Origin of the sequence: Burkholderia sp. E168m15 (assembly GCF_016586105.1) — a bacterium.
GTDB classification, from domain to species: domain Bacteria; phylum Pseudomonadota; class Gammaproteobacteria; order Burkholderiales; family Burkholderiaceae; genus Burkholderia; species Burkholderia orbicola.
This window is the reverse complement of record NZ_BCPO01000172.1, coordinates 1-16,126: the sequence shown is the minus strand read 5'-3', so window position 1 is coordinate 16,126 and position 16,126 is coordinate 1. Positions and strand designations below refer to the sequence as shown.

The 16,126-nt window shown below is 66.0% G+C and carries 17 protein-coding genes; 13 read left to right on the top strand and 4 right to left on the bottom strand.

Annotated features, from left to right (window positions below):
* Window positions 1-2: 2 nt before the first annotated feature.
* From JMF86_RS26505 to JMF86_RS26450, 12 genes are all read left to right on the top strand, one after another.
* Complete coding sequence (locus tag JMF86_RS26505) at window positions 3-1,127, top strand: HlyD family secretion protein (protein WP_011548586.1); 1,125 nt, start codon at window positions 3-5, stop codon at window positions 1,125-1,127.
* The gene (locus JMF86_RS26500) at window positions 1,124-2,707 is read left to right on the top strand and encodes a DHA2 family efflux MFS transporter permease subunit (protein ID WP_011548585.1); all 1,584 of its coding nucleotides are present in this window, start codon (window positions 1,124-1,126) and stop codon (window positions 2,705-2,707) included. Before JMF86_RS26505 ends, JMF86_RS26500 begins: the two co-directional genes overlap by 4 nt.
* Before the next feature lie 199 nt (window positions 2,708-2,906).
* The gene (locus tag JMF86_RS26495) at window positions 2,907-3,242 is read left to right on the top strand and encodes a helix-turn-helix transcriptional regulator (RefSeq protein WP_011548584.1); all 336 of its coding nucleotides are present in this window, start codon (window positions 2,907-2,909) and stop codon (window positions 3,240-3,242) included.
* Between the two features lie 20 nt (window positions 3,243-3,262).
* Window positions 3,263-3,757, top strand: coding sequence for an arsenate reductase ArsC (locus JMF86_RS26490; RefSeq protein WP_041489434.1), 495 nt, complete (start codon window positions 3,263-3,265; stop codon window positions 3,755-3,757).
* Between the two features lie 65 nt (window positions 3,758-3,822).
* Complete coding sequence (gene arsB / locus JMF86_RS26485; RefSeq protein ID WP_011548582.1) at window positions 3,823-4,893, top strand: ACR3 family arsenite efflux transporter; 1,071 nt, start codon at window positions 3,823-3,825, stop codon at window positions 4,891-4,893.
* 47 nt (window positions 4,894-4,940) lie between these two features.
* Entirely contained in the window at window positions 4,941-5,681 is a 741-nt protein-coding gene (arsH, locus tag JMF86_RS26480) for an arsenical resistance protein ArsH (RefSeq protein ID WP_011548581.1), read from the top strand.
* A 330-nt stretch (window positions 5,682-6,011) separates the two neighbouring features.
* Entirely contained in the window at window positions 6,012-7,457 is a 1,446-nt protein-coding gene (locus JMF86_RS26475; RefSeq protein WP_011548580.1) for a sensor histidine kinase, read from the top strand.
* Window positions 7,454-8,098 (top strand): response regulator transcription factor, encoded by a 645-nt coding sequence (locus JMF86_RS26470; RefSeq protein ID WP_011548579.1) that lies wholly within the window; start codon window positions 7,454-7,456, stop codon window positions 8,096-8,098. Before JMF86_RS26475 ends, JMF86_RS26470 begins: the two co-directional genes overlap by 4 nt.
* A gap of 278 nt (window positions 8,099-8,376) precedes the next feature.
* Window positions 8,377-9,156: a carbonic anhydrase family protein gene (locus JMF86_RS26465; protein WP_011548578.1), complete on the top strand. Its 780-nt coding sequence runs from the start codon at window positions 8,377-8,379 to the stop codon at window positions 9,154-9,156.
* Between the two features lie 113 nt (window positions 9,157-9,269).
* The gene (locus tag JMF86_RS26460) at window positions 9,270-9,980 is read left to right on the top strand and encodes an outer membrane protein (RefSeq protein WP_011548577.1); all 711 of its coding nucleotides are present in this window, start codon (window positions 9,270-9,272) and stop codon (window positions 9,978-9,980) included.
* 90 nt (window positions 9,981-10,070) lie between these two features.
* Window positions 10,071-11,090, top strand: coding sequence for a hypothetical protein (locus tag JMF86_RS26455; RefSeq protein WP_011548576.1), 1,020 nt, complete (start codon window positions 10,071-10,073; stop codon window positions 11,088-11,090).
* Window positions 11,087-11,755, top strand: a complete 669-nt coding sequence (locus tag JMF86_RS26450; RefSeq protein WP_011548575.1) for a MarC family protein — start codon at window positions 11,087-11,089, stop codon at window positions 11,753-11,755. The genes JMF86_RS26455 and JMF86_RS26450 overlap by 4 nt, the downstream gene beginning before the upstream one ends.
* 316 nt (window positions 11,756-12,071) lie before the next feature.
* On the opposite strand, the gene JMF86_RS26445 is transcribed toward JMF86_RS26450, so the two are convergent.
* Window positions 12,072-12,938, bottom strand: a complete 867-nt coding sequence (locus JMF86_RS26445; protein WP_054928419.1) for an ion transporter — start codon at window positions 12,936-12,938, stop codon at window positions 12,072-12,074.
* Window positions 12,939-13,268: 330 nt separating this feature from the next.
* Window positions 13,269-13,571, bottom strand: coding sequence for an H-NS histone family protein (locus JMF86_RS26440; protein WP_054928418.1), 303 nt, complete (start codon window positions 13,569-13,571; stop codon window positions 13,269-13,271).
* A gap of 332 nt (window positions 13,572-13,903) precedes the next feature.
* Between JMF86_RS26440 and JMF86_RS26435 the strand changes: the two genes are divergently transcribed.
* A complete protein-coding gene (locus JMF86_RS26435; protein ID WP_077178144.1) occupies window positions 13,904-14,464 on the top strand; it encodes a hypothetical protein in 561 nt (186 codons plus the stop codon).
* Window positions 14,465-14,619: 155 nt separating this feature from the next.
* On the opposite strand, the gene JMF86_RS26430 is transcribed toward JMF86_RS26435, so the two are convergent.
* Together JMF86_RS26430 and JMF86_RS26425 are read right to left on the bottom strand one after the other, a co-directional pair.
* Window positions 14,620-15,243, bottom strand: a complete 624-nt coding sequence (locus JMF86_RS26430; RefSeq protein WP_082409431.1) for an acyl-homoserine-lactone synthase — start codon at window positions 15,241-15,243, stop codon at window positions 14,620-14,622.
* A gap of 252 nt (window positions 15,244-15,495) precedes the next feature.
* Window positions 15,496-16,126, bottom strand: a 631-nt coding sequence (locus JMF86_RS26425) for a LuxR family transcriptional regulator (protein ID WP_201317177.1), incomplete at its 5' end; no start/stop codon positions are given.

The window sequence follows — 16,126 nt, the reverse complement described above, 5'->3', positions numbered from 1 at the left end:
TCATGAGCACGACTGCCGTACCCGAAAAAGCCAAAACCGCCCGGTTCTCCCGGCGCCAACTGATCGCCGCGGGCGTCGTGCTCGCCGTCATCGCGCTCGCCGTGTTCGGCTGGCACTGGTGGACCGTCGGCCGTTTCATCGAAAGCACCGACGACGCGTATGTCCGCGCCGACGTCGTGACCGTCAGCTCCCGCGTGTCGGGTTACGTCACGCAGGTGGCGGTCGACGACAACCAGCCGGTGAAGCGCGGCGACGTGCTCGTGCGGCTCGACGACCGCGACTATCGCGCGAAGGTCGACGATGCGCAGGCCGCCGTCGCGGCGGCCGACGCGACGCTGCAGGCCGAGCAGGCGGCGGCCGCGATGCTCGACGCGCAGATCGGCCAGCAGCGCAGCCAGATCGCGCAGGCCGACGCCGATGCGGCCGCCGCGCGCGCCGAAGCCGCGCGGCGCGACGCCGATGCGACGCGCTACAAGCAACTGCTGGCCGAATCCGCCGCGAGCGGGCAGCGCTGGGAGCAGGCCCATGCGGACGCATTGAAGGCGCGCGCCGAGCTGACCCGCGCCGGCGCGGCCGTGCGGGTGCAGACCGACCAGCAGACCGTGCTGCAGCGCCGCCGCGAACAGAGCACCGCGGCGATCGCGCAGGCACGCGCCCGGCTTGCGGCGGCCCAGGCGAAGCTGGCGCTCGCGCAACTCGATCTCGACCACACGGTGATCCGGGCGACGCGCGACGGCAGCGTCGGCCAGCGCGCGGTGAGAGCCGGCCAGTACGTCGAAGTCGGGATGCCGCTGCTCGCGGTGGTGCCGCTGAGCGACGTGTACGTGGTGGCGAACTTCAAGGAAACGCAGTTGGGCGCGATGCACGACGGCCAGCCCGTCCAGATCGACGTCGACACCTATTCGGGCCATACGCTGCACGGCCGCGTGATCGGCCTCGCGCCGGGCTCGGGCGCGCAGTTCGCGCTGCTGCCGCCGGACAACGCGACCGGCAACTTCACGAAGATCGTGCAGCGCATCCCGGTGAAGATCCGCGTCGATACGCCGCCGGCCGGCGTCGTGCTGCGGCCCGGGATGTCCGTGATCGCGCGCGTCGACACGCGCGGCACGCAGGGGGCCGGCTCGTGACCGCGGCGACCGCGCAGGCTGCGCACGAAGATACCGTTTCGCTGCGCGCGTGGGTCGCCGTGCTCGGCGGCGTGTTCGGCTGCTTCATGGCCGGCATGAACGTGCACGTGACCAATGCGTCGCTGCCCGACATCCGCGGCTCGCTCGGCGCGAGCTTCGAGGAAGGGTCGTGGATCACCACCGCGTACCTGGTCGCCGAGATCGTCGTGATTCCGCTGACCGGCTGGCTCGTGCAGGTGTTTTCCGCGCGACGCGTGCTGCTGGTCGGCGCGACCGGCTTTCTCGCGTTCTCGCTCGCGTGCTCGGTCGCGCCGAGCATCTCGACGATGATCATTGCGCGGGCGCTGCAGGGTGCGTTCGGCGGCGTGCTGATTCCACTGTCGTTCCAGCTGATCGTCACCGAATTGCCGCCGTCGAAACATCCGCTCGGGATGGCGCTGTTCGCGATCGCGAACAACGTCGCGCAGGCGGCCGGGCCGTCGGTCGGCGGCTGGCTCACCGACATGTATTCGTGGCGCTGGATCTTCTATCTGCAGATTCCGCCGGCGATCGCGCTGGTCGCGGCGATCGGCTGGGCGATCCGGCCCGTGCCGGTGCAGCTCGGGATGCTCAGGCGGGCCGACTGGTTCGGCATCGCGACGATGGCGGTCGGCTTGAGCGCGTTGCAGATCGTGCTGGAGGAAGGCGGGCGCAAGGACTGGTTCGCGTCGGACCTGATCGTCGAGCTGTCGATCGTCGCGGCGCTCGGGCTGGCGGCGTTCGTCGCGATCGAGCTGCGGCGCAAGGAGCCGTTCATCAACCTGCGGCTGCTCGGCCAGTACAACTTCGGGATCGCGAGCCTGATGCAGTTCCTGTTCGGCGCGGTGGTGTTCGGCGTGGTGTTCCTCGTGCCGAACTACTTCGCCGAGCTGCACGGCTACAGCGCGCGCGACATCGGCCTCGCGATGATTCCGTACGGGCTCGTGCAGTTCGCGATGTCGTTCCTCACGCCGCCGCTGATGCGCCGCACCAGCCCGCGGACGACGATCGTGCTCGGCTTCGTGCTGGTCGCGGCCGGGTGCCTGATGAACATTCACCTCGACGCCGACGCTGCGTCGAACGTGATCGTCCCGTCGCTGATCGTGCGCGGGATCGGGCAGTCGTTCGTCGTGATCGCGCTGGCCGTGATGGCCGTCGACGGAATCGAGAAGGCGCAGCTCGGGTCGGCGTCGGGCGTGTTCAACATGGTCCGCAACGTCGGCGGCGCGATCGGCATCGCGGTGATGAGCCAGATCGTCGTCGAGCGGCAGAAGCTGCATGCGATGCGCATCGGCGAGGCGGTCACGCCGTTCTCCGAGGCGTTCCAGGAGCGCATGGCGATGCTCGCGCGGCTGCTCGCGCGCGTGCATGCGCCGCGCGCGGACGTGCTGCCGGGCGGATCGTTCTCCGGCGTGCATGAACTTGCGCTGGGGCTCGTCAACCAGCGCGTGATGCGCGAGGCGCTGCTGATGGCGTACAGCGATACGTTCCTGATCGCGGGAATCGCGATGATCGGGTGTACGGCGGCGGCGTTCATTCTCAAGGGGAAGAAAAAGGCGTGAGGGCCGGCTGTGGCTGACCTCGATCCGGATTGCCGTGTCCGTCGCCGTTGCCGTCACGCGAAGATCGCCGCCGATCTCCGTCTCGATCTGCCGCTCCGTGCTTTGCAGGTTCGCGAAGGCGACGGACCGCATCCTTTCGCTGCATCGCCGAATACCGTCGGCGGTTTCCATTATTTCATATTTCGATTATTATCGAAATATGGAAACGAACCAGACCGTCGCCGCCTTGTCGGCGCTCGCCCACGAATCCCGGCTCGCCGTGTTCCGCGCGCTCGTGCAGGCAGGGCCGCCGGGCCTGCCCGCGGGGCAGATCGCCGCCTTGCTCGACGTGCCGCCATCGTCGCTGTCCTTTCATCTGAAGGAACTGGCCCATGCCGCGCTCGTCACGAGCCGGCAGGAAGGCCGCTTCGTCATCTACAGCGCGAACTTCGCGACGATGAACGGCCTGCTGGCCTATCTCACCGAGAACTGCTGCGGCGGCAATCCATGCTCGCCGGTGTCCGCGTGTTCGACGTCCGGCACGCAAACCTGTTGACGCGTTCGCGCGCATTGCCCATGACCACCCACGTACTGATCCTCTGCACCCACAACTCGGCGCGCAGCGTGCTGGCCGAGGGGATGCTCAACCATTGGGCCGCGAAGCTCGGCAAGGACATGCGCGCGTACAGCGCGGGCAGCGCGCCGAGCGGCCGGCTCGATCCGTTCGCGCTGGACGCGCTGACGAACGCCGGCGTCGACACGAGCGGCTACCGCAGCAAGAGCTGGGACGAATTCGTCGGCGCCGGCGCGCCTGACATGCGCGTCGTCGTCACGGTATGCGACAGCGCGGCCGCCGAAACCTGCCCGCACTGGCCCGGCAGCCCGGTGAAAGTGCACTGGGGCTATGCCGATCCATCGAATGCGCCGGGCGGCGATGAAGGCAAGCGTCTCGCGTTCGAACTCACGCGCGAGGCGCTCGGCTACCGGATGCTGCAATTGCTGGCGCTGCCGCTCGATCGCATGAGCAACGCCGAACTCCAGGCGGCACTCGTGGAGATTTCCCGAAACTGACTGCGCGCATGGCGACCGGCGAGAAGCCGCTGGCCGCTCGCGACACCGAGATCGATACCCGTTCAATGAACGCACCCGACGTCTCGCCGGCAGGCAAGGCGGCCGCCATGCCCGCCATCAATTTCTTCGAACGCTATCTGACCGTCTGGGTGGCACTGTGCATCGTCGCCGGTATCGCGCTCGGGCAAGCGCTGCCCGGCCTGTTTCAGCACATCGGCCGGATGGAATATGCACACGTCAACTTGCCGGTTGGCCTGCTGATCTGGGTGATGATCGTTCCGATGCTCGTGAAGGTCGATTTCGGCGCGCTGCATGAAGTGCGTCGGCATGTGAAAGGCATCGGCGTCACGCTCGTCGTGAACTGGCTCGTCAAGCCGTTCTCGATGGCGCTGCTCGGCTGGCTGTTCATCCGGCATCTGTTCGCGTCGCTGCTGCCGGCCGACCAACTCGACAGCTACATCGCCGGGCTGATCCTGCTGGCCGCCGCGCCGTGCACGGCGATGGTATTCGTGTGGAGCCGGCTGACGGGCGGCGATCCGCTGTTCACGCTGTCGCAGGTCGCGTTGAACGACAGCATTATGGTGGTCGCGTTCGCGCCGCTGGTCGGGCTGCTGCTCGGGATGTCCGCGATCACGGTGCCGTGGGCGACGTTGATCACGTCGGTCGGGCTCTACATCGTCATCCCCGTGATCGTCTCGCAGGTCTTGCGCAAGCGGCTGCTGGCCAAAGGGCGGGCGGCATTCGACGCCGCGATGACGAAGATCGGCCCGTGGTCGATCGCCGCGCTGCTCGCGACGCTCGTGCTGCTGTTCGCGTTTCAGGGCGAAGCGATCCTCAAGGAGCCGCTGGTCATTGCGCTGCTCGCGGTGCCGATCCTGATCCAGGTGTTCTTCAACTCGGCGCTCGCTTACTGGCTCAATCGCGCGGTGGGCGAGAAGCACAACGTTGCGTGCCCGTCCGCGCTGATCGGCGCGTCCAACTTCTTCGAGCTGGCCGTCGCGGCCGCGATCAGCCTGTTCGGCTTTCATTCGGGCGCGGCGCTGGCGACCGTCGTCGGCGTGCTGGTCGAGGTGCCGGTGATGTTGCTGGTGGTGCGCGTCGTCAACCGGTCGAAAGGCTGGTACGAGCGCGCGTGAACGAACGGGCGTATCCATCTGCATGAACGACATCCTGATTCATCGCCATGACACGGAGGGCAAGCGTGCTTGATCTTTCTAACGACCTGCCGCAACTCGATCTCGAATCGTTTCGCGTGCCGGATGCCGGACAGTTGCGGCCGGCTTCTCCGTCCACGCATGCGCCGCGGTTCCTGTTGCTGTACGGCTCGCTGCGCGAGCGCGCCTTCAGCCGCCTGCTGATCGAGGAAGCCGCACGCCTGCTGACGGCGATGGGCGCCGAGGTGCGCGTGTTCAACCCGAGCGGCCTGCCGCTGCCCGACGATGCGCCGGAGAGCCATCCGAAGGTCGTCGAGCTGCGCGAACAGGTGCAGTGGTCGGAAGGCATGGTGTGGTGCTCGCCCGAGCGGCATGGCGCGATGACCGGGATCATGAAGGCGCAGATCGACTGGATTCCGCTGTCGATGGGCGCCGTCCGGCCGACGCAGGGCAAGACGCTCGCGGTCATGCAGGTCAGCGGCGGCTCGCAGTCGTTCAATGCGGTCAATCAGATGCGCGTGCTCGGCCGCTGGATGCGCATGCTGACCATCCCGAACCAGTCGTCGGTGGCGAAGGCGTTCGGGGAATTCGACGAAGCCGGGCGGATGAAGCCTTCGGCCTATTTCGATCGGGTGGTGGACGTGCTGGAGGAACTGGTCAAGTTCACGCTGCTGACGCGCGATGTCGGGCCGTATCTCGTCGATCGGTACAGCGAGCGGAAGGAGAGTGCGGAGGCGTTGTCGAAGCGGGTGAATCAGTGGAGTATCTGATGCGCGACGGGGCGGCCGGAATGCACTGCCGCCCGTTCAATTGACAACGCAGGAAGCAGATCGAAGACGATCGCGTTCGCGATGTCGATGAAGCATGCGCAGACCGCCGCGCCGACGGGCAACATGCAACACGTACGTCGGCGGCTCGACAGCGGGCGACACCGATCCCCCGACGCTGCAAAGGCGATGAAAAAATCGATTAGCGATCGAAATCGTCCGTAGGACGAATCAGCCTAGTCCGATTTACTTGCTCGCGAACCGAACGTGATACTTGCACCAGCGAACTTCGATTCATACGAGCGCGGTGCGGTTCCGCCGAGGGCGATCTCCATGGGCATCACGGACCATCAACACATCATCGGACGATTGGCGACATGGCTTGCAGGGTCGCCGACCGGCACGTGGCCGCCGTATCGCCGCCGCGTGTCGCGCGCGGCCGGCGACGCGTATGACCGCTTCTTCCAGGATTCGAGCATCGCGATACGCGTGCTCGGCCAGAAGGCCGCGCAGCACGAAGCGATGCTCGCGACGCTCGGCGCGACCGCGTTGTCCGCGCCGCCGCCGCACATGCTCGACACGCTGCGCACGCGGATGCCCCAGCTCGACGGGCTCGAGTTCCGGCCGCCGGGTGCGGGCCGGCACGATGCCAGTCTCGCCGTTCGACGCTCGCCGCCGCGCGATGCCACGACGTTCTCGATCGAATTCGCCGGCGACGGTTACTGGCTCGCCGCCGATTCCGGCTGGGCCGTGCGGATCGACCCGGGGCAACTGCTGGCGCCGGGCGACTGGCCCGATTCGCTGGCATCCGCGGCGCTGCATCTGCAAGGGCGCGCGTTCGAGCTGCTGCATCGCGACGCGCCGGCCACGCCGTTCGGCTGGACGATGCACGTCGAAAAACACCTGCCTGCACGACCGCAGGCGTATGTGCTGACGACGACGCGCACGCTCACGGCGGCCGACCTGCCGTGGCTGTCGATCGCGCTGTGGAATGTCGTGGCCGCGCTGCTGGTGCTGGGCGCGCTCGGCGCGTGGCGGCTGCGCGACGCGCGTCGCCGCGAGCACGCCCGCGCGCGGCTCGACGGCGTGACGCGCCTCGATACGCTCGGCGAAATGGCGGCCGGCCTCGCGCATGAGCTGAACCAGCCGCTGACCGCGATCGTCACGCACACGCGCGCAGCCGAGCGGATGCTCGATACGCCGTCGGAGCGCGACAGCGTGCGCCGTGCGTTGCAGACGAGCGTCGCGCAGGCGAAGCGCGCCGCGGCGATTCTCGACCGCCTGCGCACCGCGATGACGTCGAGCCGCGACGACGCGCGCCGTGCGCTCGATCCGGACGCGCTGATGGCGTCGCTGCTGTTCCTGCACGCGGACGACGCGGCGCGCGAGCACGTCGCGCTGACGTGGCGCAACGCGGCGCCGCGCGCCCGGCCGCTGGCCGATCCGGTCGCGGTCGAGCAGATCCTGCACAACCTGATCCGCAACGCGCGCGACGTGCTGGCAGGCGCGCCGCGCGGCGAGATCCGCGTGAGCGGTGCACGCGACGGCCGGCATTACCGGTTCAGTGTGACCGACACCGGGCCGGGCGTGCCGGACGACGCGCTGCCGCGGCTGTTCGAGCCATTCTTCACGACGCGCACGGACGGGCTCGGCCTCGGGCTGCCGTTGTGCGACACGCTCGCGCAGCGTCAGGACGGCGCGCTGACCATTCGGAACCTGCCGTCCGGCGGTGCCGAGGCGGTGCTGTTGCTGCCGATGGCGCGGGAGGGGCATGGATGAGCACGCATGAAGCCATGCATCCGCCGGAGGCCGGGTCCGTCGTCGCGATCGTCGACGACGACGAAGCCGTGCGCGACGGCCTCGCGCTGCTGCTGTGGACCGTCGGCTTGCGCACCCGCCGTTTCGCCGATGCGCACGCGTTTCTCGCGGAAGCCGACGACAGCACGCTCGGCTGCGTGCTGCTCGACCTGCGGATGCCGGGGATGAGCGGGCTCGACGCGCTCGATTGTCTCGCCGGCCGGCGTAGCCTGCCGGTGATCGTGCTGACCGGCCATGGCAACGTCGATGCGTGCCGGCGTGCGTTCAAGCGCGGCGCGTGCGATTTCCTGCGCAAGCCGGTCGACGACGACGAACTGATCGACGTGGTCCAGCAGGCGCTGCGCGGGCACGCGGACCGGCGCGACGGCGACGCGGCGGAACAGGCCCGCGCGAGCCGGATGGCGACGCTGAGCGCGCGCGAGCGCGACGTGCTCGACGGCATCGTGCGCGGCGGCAGCAACAAGGCAATCGCGCGCGATCTCGGGCTGTCGCCGCGCACGGTCGAGACGTATCGCGCGAACCTGTTCGACAAATTGCAGGTCGCGTCGCTCGTCGAGCTGGTGCGCGACTACGCGGCGCTCGCGGGCGTATCGGCGACGTAGCGGCGCGACGATGCCGCGGCGCAGGAGCGGAAGCGGCTCGACGCGCGGTGTCCCTACGTCGTGCGATTTCGCAACGCGAACCGGATCGCGTCCGGCCTGACTCGCGGCAAGGTCCGAATCGCGCGCCCGACCGCGATTCCCGCGCGGAACGAACGTGGGCACGTTGTGCCCCGTGATGACCGCTTACCCCGATTTTTTCCGCCACGCCCGCGCGGCCGGTTTCGACCGACTCGCATCGAGCGTGGCATCGCGTTGTTTTTTCAGTAGAGAGCATTCGAATGAATACGACCCGAATCACGATGATCCGGCTTGCCGCGGCGGCGCTGTTCGCGACGACGGCGATCGCGCCCGGCGCGCATGCGGCCGATGCGCCGGCATCGGCGCCTGCCGCGCCGACCGGTCATGGCTTCGACTACGATCACCAGCGCGAGTGGCATCTCGAATCCGGCGACGCGCAGTCGCCGGTCGCGATCGATTCCGCAACGGTCAAGCGCGCGACGCGCTACGAGGACGAGAACGTCGCGATCGACGTGCATATCGCCGACACCCGCGCGAAGGCGATCGATAACGGCCATACGATCCAAATCGTGCCGGCCGGCGGCAGCGCGACGATCCGCGGGCGGCATTTCCGGCTTCAGCAGATTCATTTCCACGCGCCGGCAGAGCATACGCTGGACGGTCGCAGCTCTCCGATCGAGGGACATTTCGTGTTCCGCTCGCAGGACGGGCGGCTGGCCGTCGTCGCGGTGTTCTATCGCACCGGCAGCGAGAACGCGCAGTTCGCGGCGGTGATGGATGCGCTGCGCGGCGCGGATACCGCGAGCGTGCCGTCGTTCCACGCAGCCGCGCTGATGCCGCGCAGCGTGAAAACCTACTACCACTACCTCGGTTCGCTCACGACGCCGCCGCTGACCGAGAACGTCGAATGGTACGTGCTGGACGAGCCGGTCGAGTTGTCGGCGGACGACATCACCGCATTCCGGATGCGTTACTCGCACAACGCGCGCGTGGTTCAACCGTTGAACGGCCGGCCGCTGCTGCGTTACGACGCGAAGTAAGCGCGCGCCTCCGTAGCGCTACGGAGGCGCCACCCGTTCGCGTACGGGTTCAGCGTGCATGACGAATTTCCTACGATGGCGTGATCTCCTCTCATCGTTCAGGAAGTCACGTCATGATCAAGTCTTTCGCCCTCCCGTTGTCGCTCGCACTGCTGTTCTCGGGCGCGGCATTCGCCGATACGGTCGCACCGGAAACGAAAAAGCAGGACCCGAGCGACGCGGGTTACTACGCGACCGCGCGCGTCATCGGCGCGTTTGACAACGCCGTGAACATGGAGCTGACGAGCCCGCGTGTGACGAGCCGCATCGGCGGCCCGGACGGGCAGGATCGCGTGACGGGCTCGGTCGCGGGCGGCTACCAGTTCGGTAACGGCTGGCGCGCGGAAGGCGAATACGTGTTCAAGCGCTCCGGCAACTTCGTCAGCTACTGGGCGCCGTTCGACGCGAACGCGAACGAATTCCATGTGTCGTCGCAGCGGCTGATGCTCAACGGCTATCGCGACTTCGACCTGGGGCGTGGTTTCTCGGTGTACGGCACGCTCGGCGTCGGTGTCGCGATCGTGTCGGCCGAAGGCTGGCAGGGCAACGACACGCGTCGCTTCGCGTCGAAGACGCAGACCAACCTCGCGTATTCGGCCGGCGCGGGCGTGAGCTATGCGATCAACAAGCGTTTCACGATCGACGTCGGATATCGCTATGTCGACATGGGCAACGTCGAGACGGGCTTCAACACGTTCGTGAACCGCGTGTCGGCGCGCGACGAGCAACTGAAGTCGAAGCTGTCGTCGAACGAAGTGTTCATCGGGCTGCGCGGGCGGTTCTGAGCGCCACGCGGTCTTGTCGCGAACGCGCGGCGTTGCGCGTTCGTTTCCGGAGCTGTGTGGCCGCGCATCGGTATCCGGCCGGAACGTGCGATGGCGCATCGTGAAAGGGCCGGAAACGAAATTGCGTTGACGCGCATCGTTGCCGCTCGAATAAGCCCAGTCCGATTTACTCGGGATATCCCCTACGGCGATACTCGAAGCCAATCAAATTTACTCACGGGAGCACGGATTGGCGCGGCGGATGTCGGGCGATCCGTCGTCGACATCATGGGCATGCAAGACATCGAAGGACGCTTCGCGTTGCCGCTCGCGCGGCCTTTTTCAGATCTGCCGCCGCCGTTCGGGCGCCGCCGCAGGCCGTTCGTCACAAGCAAGCAGCCGAAGCCGGGCGTGTTCGACCTGAGCGGCACGCGCGAGGCGCCGGTGCCCGCCGCCGTGCGCGCGGCGGATTTCGGTTCGGACAACAAGCCGTGGGTGAAGCCGCGTCTGGCACGCCGGGGATGGCAGCCGACGGTGCTGACGCTGGTGGCCGGTCTCATACTGGGTTCCGTGGGCCTGGCGGGCGCGCACGCGTTTCATGGCGGCAGGCGCGCCCCGGCGCGAAACACCGTTTATCAGGCGGCGATCGCGACGACGCCGGCCCGGAGCGAGACGGCATCCGTGATCGTGCCCGCTGACCCGGACGACGCGTCGGGCACTGCAGCCGCGGCGGCTGCCACGGCAATCGGCGTACGGGCGGCCGCACGCGATGAAGCCGCGCCGATGCCGGGTGCATCGGCCGGGACGCCTTCCGAGCGGAAATCCGCGAGCACGGCGCGCAGGAAATCGGTGCGCCCGGAAACCGCTCGCGAGCGTCTCGCCGCGGCGGCTCCCGCGTCGGGCGCGGCATCGCGCACGCATGCCGAGCGTCAGGACGACGCATCGTCGGCCGCGTCGCGGCCGGCTCATGCCGCCGTCGGCATGACCGCCTCGGAGTTCAAGCAATGGCTCGCCGAAACGCGCGAGCCGGCGCGTGCGGCATCGGCCGACGTGTCGCCGGGCACGGATCTGCAGGTGGCGTTGCCGAGTCACACCCGTCTCGTCGAAGCCGGAAGCGCAGGTACGCAATGACGTTCGACCGCCTGATCCCCGAAATCCTGTTCGGCTTCATGGGTCTCGTCGGCATCATCAATCCGTTCGGGATGGCATTCGTGTTTCTCGAGCGCACGCAGTCGCTGACCGAGCCCGAACGCGCGCTGCTGTCGAAAAAGCTCGGGCGAAACGTTTTCTTCACGCTGCTCGTGATCTTCTTCGTCGGCGCGCCGGTGCTGAACTTCTTCGGCATCTCGATGGAAGCGTTGCGAATCGGCGGCGGCTTCGCGGTGGCCGTGGCCGGCTGGTCGATGCTGAATGTGCCGGATGTCTCGACCGACGCGTCGATGGCGCAGGGCAGCGATTTCCCGAATCTGATGTCGCGCGCGTTTTTTCCGATGACGGTGCCGCTCACGATCGGCCCCGGCTCGATCGCGGCCGGTATCGCGCTGCATGCGAACCGTTCGCACGGCGTGAAGGATTATGTGCTGTCCGGCGTGATCTCGGTGGCGGTCGCGGCGCTGGTCGCGTTCGCGATCTGGCAGATCTACAGCCGTGCGACGACGCTGGCGCGCTATCTCGGCAGCGAAGGGACGAAGGTCGCGATGCGCGTCTCCGCGTTCCTGCTGCTGTGCGTGGGCGTGCAGATCATGCTGACGGGATTGGCGGCATTCGCGCAGATGCTGGGCGGGCACGCGGGGTGAGGGATCCCGGCAACGGCCGATCACGCGTCTGAACCGCGTGGGAGCATGAATTTCTCGAGGCGATTGTTGCTGAGGTCGGTGTGTTCGTGCGTCAAATCCGATCAGGGGCCGCCATGCGAACCAGCGTGACAAGCGATTGACGACGATCTTGATACGAAAACCCCCCAGGTAGCCGAACCCGGAATGGACAAGGCTGATTTGTTCCGAGAGGCAATCAAGACGTTCGTGCGTGTCCGGGAGATCTTGCCGATGCTGCCCGTCGCATTACGCCAGCGACGACGGAAGCTACTCGGGACAGGGCTGATTCTTGCCGCGGCTATCGCGCGTGGCGGCCTTTGGCGGGCACGCTGCGGTGCGCATGGGTGTCCGGCGCACGTTGCGCGGGAAGCGCGACGCCGCAGTGCGGGCAGCACGGCCCGTTGCCGTCGCTTGGCCGCGTGTTCGCCCTGGCGCGCTCCATCGCCGAGGCAACGAGTTCGGCGCCCATGATCCCGGTCGGAAACGCGATGATCCCGTAGCCGAGCAGGATCGCGCACGACGTGATCAACCGGCCGAGCGGCGTGACGGGCGTCAGGTTGCCGTAGCCGGTCGTGCTCATCGTCACGGCCGCCCAGTAGACGCCCACCGGAATGCTCGTGATCCCGTGCTCGGGCCCTTCGACCAGAAAGATCACGGTGCCGAGAATCACGACGAGCACGAACATCCCGCCGATGAACACGAAGATCTTGCGCCGCGCGCGCGTGAGCGCACGGATCAGCATCTGCCCTTCCTCGAGATAGATCGACAGCCCGAGGATGCGGAACACGCGCAGCAGACGCAGCAGCCGCACGTCGATCAGCGCATGCAGGCCGGGGAAGAAGAACGCGAGATAGGTCGGCAGCACCGACACGAGATCGACGATGCCAAAGAAGCTGCGCGCATACGCGACCGGCTTCTTCGCGGTGCAGAGGCGCAGCAGATACTCGGCGGAAAACAGCAGCGTGAACGCCCATTCGGCCGCGTAGAGCGCATGGCCGTATTGCGCGTGCAGCGTCTGCACGCTGTCGGCCATCACGACGAGCACGCTCGCGACAATGAGCGCGAGCACCGCGATGTCGAGCTTGCGCAGGAAAGCAGGGCGGCGCGCGACATGCGCGAGGGCATTGCGCGCCGTATCGAAGGAGGACTGGATCAGTGAAATCATGTGCCGCAGTGTACGGACGGCATCTCGCCGGGCCAATCGGACCTGTCCGATATGAGCTGTATGAGCCGGCCCCGATCTTCTTTCGTGCCCTGTTTCCAGGGATGCGCCGGAAACCATCAACGTTGACGCAATGGTGCGTCCCGAGTTGGTGCCGCTCAGACTATCGGTGCCGTTCTAAGTCTTAACGCATGAGCTTCGCAGATTTGCACCGAGCCGTATCAGTGCTCGTTGAGCGTAGTCCCGAGACGTTGTGTGCTGTGCCCGCTCAATGCAACTGATATGCCCTGCGCGCACGACATGAGACGGGACGGAAAACCACGCGGTGTCCCTCTAGACCTGTTCGATCAGGAATCGCTCGCGTTTTTTCCCCTTGATCCAGCCGGGTTCGCGACCGCGGCCACTCCACGTCGCGCCGGTTTTGGGATCGCGATACCGGGCCGGGATACGACCTTGGCCGACCTGCGGGGCGGAGGCGCTGCGCCGACGCCCAAAGACCTGCTCGGGGGTCAGCGCGTATTCGGCCACACGCGCGCGAACTTCCGCGAGAACGATGTCAAGCTCAGCCAGGCGGGCCTGTTCTGCTTGTTGTCTGAGCTGTTCAGCTTGCGCCTTCAATTCGAGATACGTTGGCATCGAATCGACTCCTATCGGATGAGCTCGCGTCGAAACTGGAAAAGATCGGCGCGTACGACCGATTAAACCGGCTCGCGAAAGCGAGGGTGCGTGCGTTCAAATGAATTGTCGCGGAAAATCTCACGCTTCTGACCTCCATAGTCTCGTAGTTGACGATGCGTCGTTCCGCAGCAAACACTGCATCGGCTGGCCGGCGAACGATATGCGGCGACATCGCAAATCGATTGCGTAGCGATTGAGCTGGTTTTTGCGCGCGGTGTTACCGCTTTTGAGTAGGTTGATCCCGTTGAGGCTCAGTGCCGAGGTGATCATGGTCATGAAGAGGTGGACGCATGGAACGCCCCGAGAAGGCTGACTATACGAACGAGCAGTGTTCGCTGTCGCCCGACGAATGCTCGGCGCTGCAAGCGCGCGTGCGGCGAGCAGAACAGGAAGTCGGTCGATTGCACAATCGCCTTGAGCTGAAAACCCAGGAACTGGCTAACTTGACCCGTGCAATTGTCGATTCTTCCGTCAGCCATTGCGATGTCGAGGCGCGATTGCAACGCGAGCTTCACGCGGTGTGCACGGGCATGGGCGGAACCACAATGCCAATGTCTGGTTTGCCCCTTCAAGCTGATTCGCCCGGCAAGCTTGTCACGGTCGAATTGCCTTATACGACAACGATCTTGGGCGTGTTGTTCGAGAGCATGTTCACGTTTTGGGCCGATTGTGATCCTCGACGCCTGCCCAAATCGTCGACCGTGGCGCGTGCCATCGACGAGCGACTTGGGTTTTCTGCTCAGGCCAACGGCGAAGCGTCACGCAGTGCTCAGGCTTATGCATCTGCGATTCGGCCGGACTGGGTGAAAGACACCGATCGCCGACATCATCGCGCGGGCCCGCGCATGTAGCGCGTTCGCGCCGGGCGAGTGTGTTCAAACCCGGCGCGGCGCGCAATCTCGCCGAGATGCCGCCAGTTTCTGGTCGGAAACGGTGTTTGACACCGGCCAGCGGCCTTTCAATGACCGCTGGTATCGGGCGGGGGCACGGACATCGAAAGTGCGACTCACGTGGGATGGGCGCCGAGCCATGTCACGGCGGCCAAAAGCTCGTGCGCGTTGCACCCCAGATTCGTGAACGTCGATCGCGTGAGTTCGATTGCGCCAATCAGGTAAGCTGGACGACCTGCGGTTTCGACAGTGTTGACGACTTGGAGCGCCAGACCGCAACGCTGGTAAAGTCGTGCCACGGCACGTGTCATGGCACCGATGACGCATGTGGCGCCCAGTGACGCGGCGATTGCGAGAATCGAAGGAAACAGCTGCATTCCAGTTGATGCGCGCATGATCGGGTTTGCCCCGCAGCGGGCGGCAAACCGCGACAGTTCCCAGACCGTGGGTGCGCATGGCAAGTCTAGAGCCGCTGAAGGCGCGCACAGTGTCTGGAGCAAATACGGCTGTGTGGTCGGTATCAATCGTGCACACCCGCAAATGTGCTGAGCCTGATCGACCGAGACGACGTGAATCGTACGACCCCGATCAAATTGATCCCATTCGGTCAGGCTCGTCGCGTCCGCTCCGGGTAACTGCCAACCCAGTCGACCTACAAATACGTCGTAGCGGAACACGCCGAGGCGGCGATGCATCATAGTTGGCATGTCGTCGAAACTGCCAGCGAAGATGGATGGCACGATTTTCCCCTCAAACAAAATAGCCGATGCCACGCTATCAAGCGCGTGAGGTGAGGGGAACTAGTTAGGTGGGGAGGTGCGGCGCCGATGAAGTTGACAGGACGCCCGTAGCGAGTCGCCATCGCGATGCATGCGATTGTGCGGGCACGCGCGGGTAAGCTCGAATGTGCTGATGGCGCCACGAGTCCACAATGAGGCCGGTCGATGGTCGGGTGGCCGGCAGGAACTGCCGCAGACGGTCCTGCTGGCCGCTTACACCTGGATCAAACCGGTTGTGACGGCATGCACAGCTGCCGCGGTTCGACTGTTGATGCCCAGAATCTTCATCGCTTCGGCGATATGGTAGTCAACGGTATGGGGCGATATGCCAACAATGGAGGCGATCGCCCATGACGATTTACCCCGGGCAACCCACGCAAGGCACTCTTGTTGGCGCGGGGAGAGTTCAATCGCCGGCTCAGGCCGATGGGGCTTCATCAATCGATGGAGCTCTTGATGAAAGAGCGCGCCAATTGAGCTCGCGAGGCGCATGTGGACTTCTGTCTTGATCTCCGGCGACGGACTGGCGAGATTCACCAGCAGGATGTCACCGTTGGTCTCGCGAAGCGGGATACTCACGCCACTGGTTAATCCCGCGTCGCGTGCCTCACCGAGCACGCGTTGCTCGATGCGATTCAAGCCTCTGATGTCGGCCCATCGATAGGGTGTGGCACGGGCAAACGCCATCCGATGGACCGGATCGACCGGACCGTAGTCTCGTTGCGCGTAATGGGCGACCCAATGATCCGGATAGCGTGCGCAAAGCGTCTCGACCGCCATCGAGCGGCCGTTTCCCGTGTGTCTTCGTGAGACTCGGCTGATGGCAAAGCGTGGGAAGCCCAAC